Source organism: Nonomuraea sp. NPDC001684 (assembly GCF_053596515.1).
Window position 1 is genome coordinate 1 of sequence record NZ_JBSFGJ010000323.1, and the last position, 10,708, is coordinate 10,708.

7 protein-coding genes are annotated in these 10,708 nt (G+C 73.8%); 3 read left to right on the plus strand and 4 right to left on the minus strand.

The features are described from left to right. The 3 genes from ACWCSD_RS37620 to ACWCSD_RS37630 all read right to left on the minus strand — a co-directional run. Positions 1–860 (minus strand): glycosyltransferase (locus ACWCSD_RS37620; RefSeq protein WP_449922100.1); only part of this gene is annotated, 860 nt, incomplete at its 3' end. 30 nt (positions 861–890) lie between these two features. Further along, positions 891–3,068, minus strand: a complete 2,178-nt coding sequence (locus ACWCSD_RS37625; RefSeq protein ID WP_397156368.1) for an amylo-alpha-1,6-glucosidase — start codon at positions 3,066–3,068, stop codon at positions 891–893. Positions 3,069–3,254: 186 nt separating this feature from the next. Next, a complete protein-coding gene (locus ACWCSD_RS37630; protein ID WP_449922103.1) occupies positions 3,255–6,662 on the minus strand; it encodes a phosphodiester glycosidase family protein in 3,408 nt (1,135 codons plus the stop codon). Between the two features lie 105 nt (positions 6,663–6,767). Between ACWCSD_RS37630 and ACWCSD_RS37635 the strand changes: the two genes are divergently transcribed. Further along, the gene (locus ACWCSD_RS37635; RefSeq protein ID WP_449922105.1) at positions 6,768–7,961 is read left to right on the plus strand and encodes a cytochrome P450; all 1,194 of its coding nucleotides are present in this window, start codon (positions 6,768–6,770) and stop codon (positions 7,959–7,961) included. Here the strand turns inward: ACWCSD_RS37635 and ACWCSD_RS37640 are convergent. Then, positions 7,921–10,137, minus strand: a complete 2,217-nt coding sequence (locus ACWCSD_RS37640; protein WP_449922107.1) for a hypothetical protein — start codon at positions 10,135–10,137, stop codon at positions 7,921–7,923. The genes ACWCSD_RS37635 and ACWCSD_RS37640 overlap by 41 nt on opposite strands. A gap of 196 nt (positions 10,138–10,333) precedes the next feature. Here ACWCSD_RS37640 and ACWCSD_RS37645 point away from each other — a divergent pair, with 196 nt between their 5' ends. Then, positions 10,334–10,462: a hypothetical protein gene (locus tag ACWCSD_RS37645; RefSeq protein WP_449922109.1), complete on the plus strand. Its 129-nt coding sequence runs from the start codon at positions 10,334–10,336 to the stop codon at positions 10,460–10,462. 52 nt (positions 10,463–10,514) lie between these two features. Beyond that, a partial coding sequence (locus tag ACWCSD_RS37650) for a hypothetical protein (RefSeq protein ID WP_449922111.1) occupies positions 10,515–10,708 on the plus strand: 194 nt, incomplete at its 3' end.

A 10,708-nucleotide genomic window follows, 5' to 3' on the forward strand; every position in this document is an offset into this window, starting at 1 on the left:
CGGCCGATGGCGACGACGGGCGTGCCGCAGGCCATGGCCTCGATCACCACCATGCCGAACGGCTCCTCCCACTGGATGGGGAAGACCATGCACCGGGCGGCGGCCAGCAGCTCGCGCTTGCGCCCGGCGTCGGCCTCGCCCAGGTAGGTGACCCCGGGGCCGAGCCGCGGCCGTACGTGCTCGTCGAAGTAGACGTGCTCGCACGGCTCGGTGAGCTTGCCGGCCAGCACGATGCGGCGGCCCGCGGCGCGGGCGGCGTCGATGGCCAGGTGCGGGCCCTTGCTGTGGCAGAAGCGGCCCAGCCACAGCACCCAGTCCTCCTTGTGCTCCCGGAAGGGGAAGGAGGCGGTGTCGAGCGCGTTGTGCACGGTGGCGATCCAGTTGAGGTCGGGGGCGTCGGCGCGCTGGGCGTCGGAGACGGCGATCAGGTTGACGTGCTCGCCGAGCGCCCGGTACACCTCGCCCAGCTCGCCGCCGGCATCGCCGTGGCAGGTGACCACGGTCGGGGTCGCCCGGCCGAGGGCCGTAAGCGGTCCGGCCAGCGAATGGTCGTGCACGATGTCGGCGGGCAGCCCTTCCAGCGCCCGCCAGGCCTGGGCGGCGTGCAGCACCTCGGGCAGCCCTTCGCCGATCCGCTCCGAGGGCGCCTCGGGGTAGGTGACCAGGAACTTGGCCGGGAGACCGGTGCTGCCCGCGCCGATCAGCGTCACCTCGTGGCCGCGGGCGGACAGGCCCGTGATCAGGTCGGCGAGCATCTGCTCGATCCCGCCGTAGGCCCGCGGCGGGACCTCCTCCCAGGGCGGAGCGACCATCACGATGCGCAGCGCGCCTTCCCAGTCGTCCTCGGAATCCGTCGTCATCCCAGCACCTCCCCCGTGTCGGTCCGGTCGTCACAACGCCGGCAGGCCGTGCGCCCTGCGGGCGGGGCCGGAGCGGCAGGCGCCGCTGATCGGGCAGCGCGGTTCGGTGACCAGCTCGACGCCGTCGGGCAGGCCGGACACCAGCGGCGTGCCGTCCTCGCCCCTGACGCGGATCCCGACCCTGGAGTCGCCCACCGGCATGCCCTTGATCGTCACCTCTCCGAACCCCTCGGGCAGCGCCGGGACCAGCCACATCTTCCCGTACGGCACCCACGGATCCAGCCGCAGCAGCGTGCGCAGGAGCTGGATGGGCGCGGCGGCGGCCCACGCCTGCGGCGAGCACGACGTCGGGTACGGCACCGGCCGCCCGTACTCCTCCTTGCCGAACCCGCAGAACAGCTCCGGCAGCCGCCCCCCGAAGGCGTGCGCGGCCTCCAGCAGCCCGACGGCGATGCGCTGGGCCTCCTCGACGTGGCCGTAGCGCATCAGCCCGGCGGCGATGATCGCGCTGTCGTGCGGCCACACCGAGCCGTTGTGGTAGCTCATCGGGTTGTAGGCCCCCATGGACGAGGCCAGCGTGCGCACCCCGAACCCGGTGAACATCTCCGGCGAGAGCAGGTGGCGGGCCACCTGCCGGGCCTTGTCCTCGTCGGCGATGCCGGCCCACAGGCAGTGGCCCATGTTGGAGCCGAGGCCGTCGATGGGCCGGCCGCGCCCGTCCAGGCCCATGGCGTAGTAGCCGGGGCCGGGCAGCCAGAACCGTTCGTTGAACGCCTCCCTGATCTCGCGCGCCCGCTGCACGTAGCGCCGCTCGGCGGCCTCGTCGCCCTGCTGGCAGGCGAAGTGGGCGCGGGCGAGGTAGGCGGCGTAGACGTAGCCCTGCACCTCGGCCAGGGCGATCGGCGGGCGGGCGATGGTGCCGTCGGCGAAGTTGACGCCGTCGAAGGAGTCCTTCCAGCCCTGGTTGACCAGGCCGCGGTCGGTCTTGCGCTGGTACCAGACGAAGCCGTCGCGGCTGGCGTACTCCTCGATCCAGGCCAGGGCGGCGTCGGCGTGCGGCAGCAGCTCCTCGACCGCCTCGCGGTGCACGCCCCAGCGGCGCAGCTCGCCGAGCAGCATGACGAACAGCGGGGTGGCGTCCACCGAGCCGTAGTAGGCCCGCCCGCCGTACGGGGAGGAGCCGTCCTGGACGCCGAAGCGCAGCTCGTGCATGATCTTGCCGGGCTCCTCCTCCGACAGGGCGTCGACCTTGGCGCCCTGGAGCCGGGCCAGCCGGCGCAAGGTGCCGAGGGCGAGCGTCTGGTCCAGCGGCAGCGCCATCCAGGAGGTCAGCAGCGAGTCGCGGCCGAACAGCGTCATGAACCAGGGCGCGCCGGCGGCGATCGCGGGCGGCTCGTCGGGATGGTCGCGGTCGAACAGGCGCAGGCTCCCCAGGTCCTCGCGGGAGCGGGTCAGGGCCTCGACGAGGGCGGCGTTCGTGCTCTCCAGGACGGGGGTGCTGGCGGTCCACTCGGCCAGGCGGCGGGCCGGCTCGGCATGGTGGGGGGGATGGGCGACCGGGAACCGGGCCGAGGACTCCTCGCCCTCGTGGACCGGCGTCACCAGCACGGTGGCGTGCCATTCGCCACGGGCGGGCACCACGACGTCGAAGGTGAGCAGGCCCGGCGCGGTGACGACCGGCGTGCCGGGCGGTTCGACGGCGATCCTGGCGCCGCGGGCGCGGCTGGGCGAGTAGACCGCGATGCCGCGTTCGCCGGGGTTCATCTCGACGTCCTCGGCGGGCCAGCTGCGTTCGGACTTCACCTCGAACAGGTCGGCCAGGTCGGCGCCGGCCTGCACGCACACGACGCAGCCCGCGGCCTCCTCGGACATGTTGCGCAGCGTGAGGTCCTCGCGCAGCCCGCCGCCGACGTAGCGGTCGCGCACCACGAGCAGCGTGCTCTCCGCCCATCCGGGACGCGGCCGGGCCTTGCCGAGGAAGGTGGCGTGGTACGGCTCGCCCATGATGACCTGCAGCGGCTCGACGGGATGGTCGTCCACGCGCAACATCCAGCGGGACAGCAGACGGGTGTCGGCGTGGTAGACGCCCTGCGCGCCGCCGGGGACGATGTCGCCGCCGTGCTGGCACACGCAGAACGAGCCGCCCTCCACGAGCGTGACCGTGTCGCCCAGCGCGCCGGGTTGTCCCTCGAAGGTCCATGCGTTCACCGACGAACCCCCAGTCCTTCCCCCGGTCCCGCGCCTCGCGGGGGCAGGTCCCCGCACGTCAGGAGTGCTATCCAGAGGAAGAAGGGGAAATCCCATGACTGCCTAGATTCTTAACCCTTCATCCCGATATTTCGGTATCTGGGAGGGTTTTGGCCGGGGAGGGTGGCTCCTCCCCGGCCGGGGGCCTCAGGCGGCGGCCTTGGCGGTGAGCGCCACGGTCGCCTGGCGGGTGACCCCGCTGACGGTGACCGCGACCGTCACCTGGCCCGTCCGCAGGGCCGTGATCGTGCCCGTGCCCGGGTCGAGCACCGCCACGTGCCACGGCTTGGCCGTCTGGCGGGTGCCGACGTGCAGGTTGGGCGAGCCGGACCAGGTGACGGAGACGGGGTAGGCGGCCGGGACGGCCCGGTCGTCCTGCCGGATCGCCGCCGTGACCGGCGCGGGCGCGCCGACGGCGACGGTCGCGGGCGCGGTCAGCGTCAGCTCGTCCACGTGCGGCCGCACCTGCGCGCCGATCCAGTCGGGCGCGTCGGTGAACCAGTTGCGCCGTACGTGCTCGGCCTCGGCGGGCGTCACGGGGTCCACGCCCCACAGCGACCAGCCGGTGAAGCCGCCGTCCTCGGGGGCGGTGGCCGGGTTCTTGCCGGAGTTGCCGTTGATGAAGTACGGCACCGCGTCCACGCGCGAGGCGTTGAACGTGCCCACGTGCCCGCCGATGAAGGCCGCGCCCTTGCCGGTGTCGCGCTGGAAGCCGGCCAGCCAGCCCTCGACCAGCGCGGCCTCCTTCCGGTCCCCGAGCTGGCTGCCCTTGCCCGGCGTGGGGTCGCGCGGCGGCACGTGGAACAGCACGGCGACCGACCCGACGGAGGCGTCCTTCGCCGCCTTGTCGAGCTCGGAGCGGAGCATCGCGACCTGGTCGTAGCCGCCGCCGCGCAGGTTCAGGCGGGAGGTGTCCAGGGTGACGAAGCGGGTGCCCTTGTGGTCGAAGGTGCCGTACGTGTCGCCGAAGACGGCCTTGAAGTTGTCGATCTTGCCGCCCATGACCTCATGGTTGCCGGGGATGTAGTGATATTTCAGCTCTCCTCCCAGCTCCTCGTCGAGGATCTTCTTCGCCAGCGCGAAGTCCTCCGGCGACGCCTCGTCCACCAGGTCGCCGTTGATCAGCAGGAAGTCGGGCTTGGCGGCCTTGATCTCCTTGAGCGTGCGGCGGGCGTTCCTGACGATGTCGCTGTCGGGGCTCCTGGCCACGAACTGGGCGTCCGACATGACCGCGAACCGCCAGGGCGCCTTGGCCACGTCCGCCCTGACCACCGGGTCGGAGATCTTGGGCACGGCGGGCGCGGTGATCGACGGCGGCACCTTGGCCACCAGGCCGTCGATCAGGATGTCGTTGCTGTACTTGGCGTCGGCCCTGGTCTCGGCCACGTAGAAGCGCCGGAGCTTGAGCGGGTAGTTGACCCCGGCGGGCACCGGGAACTCGACGTACTGCCAGCCGGTCCACGTCATGTACGGCCCGCGCAGGATCTGCGACTGGCCGAGCGCGTCGTAGAACTCCAGGCTGGGCCACTCCCCCTTGCCGGTGGAGTTGATCCACAGCCCGAACGCCTGCGGCTGCCCGTCCACCACGATCTGCTGCGGCGGGCTGGCGTACGCGGCCCGGGTGGCGGTCGAGGTGGTGAAGTCGTAGGACAGCTTGAGCCCGCCGCCGCTCTGGCCCGGCGCGGCCGACAGCGAGCCGGTGGCGCGGGCGGCGGCGAAGGTCCACTTGGCCGCGTCCTCGAAGTCGGCGACCGGCTTGGACTCGAAGCCGACCGTCACCGGGACGGCCGTGGTGATCTTGCCGACCTTGGCGGTGATCAGCCCGGAGCCGGTGGCCTGCCGGGCCTTGACGGTGAAGTAGCCGTGCTCGGCCGGGGTGACCTCGAACAGGTTCCGGTCGTAGTCGAGCGTGAGGTCGTCCGGCTCGATGGGCGCGGAGTTGCCGTTGTGGTCGTAACCGACCACGCCGAAGGCGGCGCTGCCGTCGGCGCCCGAGATGCCGAGCCGGTCGGCCGTGGCGCCGAGCCGCTGCAGCGGCTGGAGCACGGTCAGGCCGATCGTGCCCTTGGCGCCGCCGCGCGCGGCGGTGACCGTGGTCTGGCCGGGCACCAGGGCGTGGAACCTGCCGTTCTTGATCACGCCGTGCACGGCCGGGTTGGCCCGCCAGGACGGCGTGCCGGCCGCGGGGCCGTACGTCTCGTCGTAGCCGGCGGCGGTCAGCCGCCTGGTGAGGCCGGGGAAGACGCGGTCGGGGCGGCCGCCCGCGACCGGGCCCACGCCGGGCGCCTTGGCCGGGTCGCTCGCGGTCTCCAGCCAGAAGCCCTTGAGCTTGCCGCTGCCCTCGGGCGCGTACAGCGCCAGGCCGTTGGGCACGTGGCGCTCGCCGCCGTCGGAGGGGCTGTTCTCCACCTGCACCTCGGCCGAGCCGGGCTCGCGCGCCAGCAGGGTGGAGGAGCCGCCGCCGTCGAGGTTGAGCGCGTTGGCCGCGCCCAGGTCCACCATCATGGCGGCCAGCTCGTTGAGCGTGACGCCGCGGCTGTCGGCCTGGCGGCCGTCCACGGTCAGCAGGTACATCTTCCTGCCGTCGGCGGAGAAGCCCACGGCGGTGCGCGGGTGCGCGGCCGGGTCACTGCTGTTCTGCACGACGCCGTCCTTGACCAGGACGTAGTTGCCGCCGACGGCCGCCTTGACGGCGGCGCCGTCCGACGCCTTCGGCTGGTACTTCACGTCCACGCGGTCGCCGGCCTTCAGGGCCGACAGGGCGGCGGCGCCGGCGTCCCGGCCGAGCAGGATCGTGGTGCCGGCCGGGATGGGCCCGGTGCCGGCGGCGTTGCGCACCTCGGTGACCACGCCGTCCACCAGCACGACTTCGGCGACCGTGGCGGCGCCCTCGACGGCGCGGGCCCGGCTGTAGGAGCCCCACAGCGGCGTGAACAGGCCGACGCCGCCGTTCTGCACCATCTGGTTGAACTGGGTGAGCGCGATCGGCGCGCCGCCGGAGGGCGTGGCGGTGCCCTCGAAGTACATCTTGAGCACCCGCCCGACGCCGTCGCCGGTGACGGCGACCGCGTTGTCGTGCCCGGCGGCCGGCGACTGGACCAGCGTGCCGTCCTGCACGCCGATGCCCTGGGCGGCGCCGGAGTTGTTGATGTCGAAGAAGTCGCCGTTGACCGCCGCCACCGCGCGGGAGCGCCCGGCGGGGCCGGACAGCGGCTCCGTCTTGGTCACCTCGCCGGAGAAGACGTAGTCGGCCCTGGGGCCGCCCTTGCCGCCGCCGAGGTCGGCGGTCAGCGCGTCGGCGCGCAGCCAGCCCAGCGCGTCGTAGGTGTCGAACGAGGTCAGCGAGAGGCCCGGCGCGACCGGCCGGGTCCTCTTGGCCGTCTCCAGCCGGGGCTGCCCGGCGGTGGCCTGGCTGATCAGCGTGGAGGGCGGCGGGTAGGAGGACGCCTTCAGCGCGTCCTCGGCGGGCGGGGCGGGGTCGGCCTGCGCGGGCGCGCTCAGGGCCACCGGCCCTAACACGAGCGCGGCGGCGGCCAGGAAACGGAGGGTCTGCACGACCGAACTCAATCGTTCGTGGATATAAGTTTCAAGACTTCGGAGTGAACTAAAAGAAAATTTCAGATCTTGTGGCGTCCCGGGCCACGCCGGACGATGGGACGCGTGGATCGACAGGCGCTCTACCGCGACCCGTACCCGCTCTACGCCCGCGCCCGCGCCGCCTCGGGGCTCACCTTCGTCGAGGAGCTGGACGCCTGGCTGGTGGCCCGGCACGACGACGTGCGCGAGGTGCTGTCCAGGCCGGACGACTTCTCCTCCCAGGGCGCCCTGCGGCCCGACGTGATCCCGAGCCCGCGGGCCTTCGCCGAGCTGGCCGGGGTGCCGGGCGGCGCGCCCGTGGTGCTGAGCACCGACGGCGAGGCGCACCGGCGCTACCGCAGGCCGCTCACCCGCGGCCTGTCGCCCGCCCGGGTGGCCGCCGTCCTGCCGTTCGTCACCGCCACGGCCGCCGACCTGGTCACCGCGTTCGTCAAGGCGGGCGGGGGCGAGTGGATGTCCCGCTACGCCAGGCCGCTGCCCGCCGCCGTGATCGGCCACCTGCTGGGCCTGGACCCGGCCGACGTGCCCACCGCGATCAGGGGCGGCTTCCGGGCCGAGGACCTGCTGTTCACCCCGATGCCCGAGGACGAGCAGATCGCCGCCGCCCGCGACGTGGCCGCGCTGCGGCGGCTGCTGGCCGCCCACGCCGCCCGTTCAGGCGAATCCGGCGACCTGACCGGGGAGGTGGTGCGCGGCCTGGCGCCCGGCCCCGGCGAGCCGACGGCCGCCCAGCGCGACGAGATCGCCTCCAACGTCGAGAACGTCATGCTCGCCGGGCACCTCACCACGACCGCGCTGCTCGGCTCGGTCGTGCACCGCCTGCTGCGCGACCGCCGCCAGTGGGAGCTGCTGTGCGCGAGCCCGGCCGAGCTGATCCCGGCCGCGATCGAGGAGGCCGCCCGGTACGAGGCGCCCGTCCAGGGCTTCCGCCGCCGCGTCACCAGGCCGCTCACCCTGGCCGGCACGCCCTTGGACGAGGGCTCGACGGTCTTCGTCTCCTTCGCCTCGGCCGGCCGTGACGAGGCGGTGCACGAGCGGCCCGACGTCTTCGACATCACCCGGCCGCGCGCCCGCCATCTGGCGTTCGGGCACGGCGTGCACGGCTGCCCCGGCGCGTTCCTGGCCCGCGAGCAGCTCCGGGTGACGCTGGAGCTGCTGGTGGCCGAGCTGCCCGGTCTCCGGCTGGCCCGCGCGGACGTCGCGATGGCCGCCACGCTCATCCACCGCGCGCCCGAGGAACTCCATCTGACCTGGTGAGCCGGGCCAGGGTCTCCTCGTAGGCCGGGTCGAGCCAGTAGTCGGAGTGCCAGCGCGCCTCGGGCAGCGGCTCGCCCGGCCCCGGCTGGAGCGGGTCCCAGCAGAACCGGTCGACGGTCTGCTCCCCCTCGCCCGCCGGACGCGGCCCGAACGGGTCGACCCGGCGGAAGACCGGCCCCCCGATGGGGTCGCTCAGCCGGTACAGGTTCGTCCAGCGGACGGCGTCGCGCATCGCCGACAGGCCGGGGGTGCCGAAGTAGGCGGGGAAGAAGGCGGCGTACAGGCGGCGCAGCGGCGAGCCGTGGGTGAGCAGCCGGACCCGGGGCCGCAGCTCGGGCCGTACCTGGAGGACGAGCGCGGCGGTGAGCACGCTGCCCTGGCTGTGGCCGGACAGCACCACCTCGTCGTCGGCGGTCCTGGTCAGGGTCTTGACCCGGGCGAGCAGCTCGGGGATCACCCGCTCGGTGTAGCAGGGCGGCGCCAGCGGGTGGATGGCCCTGGGCCAGAAGGTCGAGACGTCCCACAGGATGCCGACCGTGCGGCGCAGCCGCGTGTCGCTGTACGTGCGGCGGCCCAGCAGGACCAGGCCCACGACGATCGCCGTCATGGCCCAGCTCCCGATCGAGGCCAGCAGCCCGGCCAGCCCACCCACCGGGGCGAACAGGTGGAATCGGTAGATCACGGTCACCGCGCCGGAACCGGCCACGCCGATGCCGGTGAGCACGGCCAGCACGAGCCCGGCGCGGTCGGTGAGGGCGGCCAGCGCCCACTTGCCGGCCACGTCACGGTCGTAGGCGCCGTAGTAGGGGGTCAGCTTCGGGGTGAGCGCGGCGGCTGCCGACCCGCGGGCCAGCCACAGCTCGGCCGCCACGGCGACGAACCCGATCACCAGCAGCGGCACGAGCGCGGCCGTCCACCAGACCGGGTCGTCGAGGTAGAGCCTGCGGTCGACCGGCCCCGGCTCGGCGACCGAGGCCGGCACGCCGAAGAACGTGGCGGTCCAGAACAGCAGGCCGAGGGCGAGCACGTTGGCGCTGCCGGCCGCCACCATCAGCGTGAACCAGGCCGCCATGCCGCACATCGCCCGCCGCTCGATCGGGTCGCCGGTCTCGGCCGGCCGGTCCATGCGCGCCAGGACGAACGTCGCCACCAGGATGAACAGCCCGAGCCCGACAGTCAGCGCGAACTGGAACGCTCCAACGCCGATGCCGGGCAGCTGCCGCCCCGGCAGCGCGGGCGACATCCCGGCCAGGGCGGCGGCGATCGTGGCCACGAAGGCCAGCGGCCCGGCCACCCGCAGCGCCCGGCACGCGCCGGTGAGCCAGGGCGGGACCGTCTCGCCGGGGGCCAGCCGCCTGGCGATGCCGGGCAGCGCCGCCAGCACGGCGGCGGCGACCTGGACGGCGGCGTTGGCGGCCGTCAGCGCCAGCCCCCGCGGGTCGCCCACGAACGGCGCCGACACCGCCAGGCCGATCGACCCCAGCGCGAAGGCGACGTGCACCGCCCGCAACCGCCACACGGGCGCGCCGCCGTGCCACAACCGCGGCCGGGCCAGCAACGGCCCGGGACGCGAGCCGCCGTCGTGCGGGATGCCGGTCTGCTCGTCGCGCTCCCAGGTGCGCCGCGCCAGCCACCACAGCAGCACGACCACCGCGAACGGCGCCAGCGCGGCGACCGCCAGCCGCCGCGACGGGTCGGCGCCCCACAACTCGCTCATCCAGTGGACCCAGGCGGGCGCGCTCTCGCGGGCGCAGGCCCGGCCGGCCGCGGTGCACTGCCAGCCGACGAGGTCGACGCTCGCCCGGGTGACCGCGCCCACGAGGGTGCCGGTGAGCAGCAGCGCGAACAGCCGCTGCGCCGCCTCGGCCACGTGCCGCAGACGGGCGCCGGCCGGAGGTCTGGGGAGCATGAAGTAGGACAGGTTGGCCAGGGAGAAGGGCAGCAGGAGCAGCCAGAGCGCGATGGTCCTGCCACCCGAGGTGAGGCCGCCCCAGGCGTAGGCCTCGCGGTGGCGGACGCCGGGCAGGTCGTCCTGCTCGCCGTCGGGCCGGCCGCCGGGCCACCAGCGGCGGTAGAAGCCGGTGGTGGCGTCGCCGGCGATCTGGCGGGGGTGGGGATGGTTGAGGATGCTCGCCGGCGGGGTGCCGGAGACGCCGTGCACACGTAGTTCGGTCATGCCTCCGCAGGTGGGGTCCAGGAATCCGTCCATGAGCCCAGGATCACGCAAAGTCACTGATTACGCAAAGTAATGGCACGGTCACGAAAACGGAGGCGGGTCATCCGGCCCTCTCCTGGCGCCCAGAGCCCTGTGGGGAAGCCGCATTTCCGCACATCGGGGGCTTGCCTTCGCGGTGCACGCGCTGGAGTCGCCGATGGCCTTCAGCCTGGGAGGGAACGTCGCCGCCAAGGCGTGCTCCTTCGGCGGCCACGGCCGGGCGGACGCCGAATACGCCTGCACGGCCATGCTGATGCCCGACGGCACCGACGTCACCGAGAGCTAGGGCCTGCGTCCGGCCCCTGACCGGGTTGCGCCGCCCGGCGCGGCGTCCTCGCATGGGCCGCCGCCGGGCGGGCACCATGATCTACGTGACCGCGATCGGCGACGGCGAGGCGCGGGCCCACTGGATCGACAGGGAGACGGTCGTCTGGACGGTGGATCCGTCGCTGACGCACGCGCTGGCCTGCGCCCCGGGCGGCGGCATCGCCTGCCACGACGGCCGACTGACCGGCCATGCCGTGACCGTCCC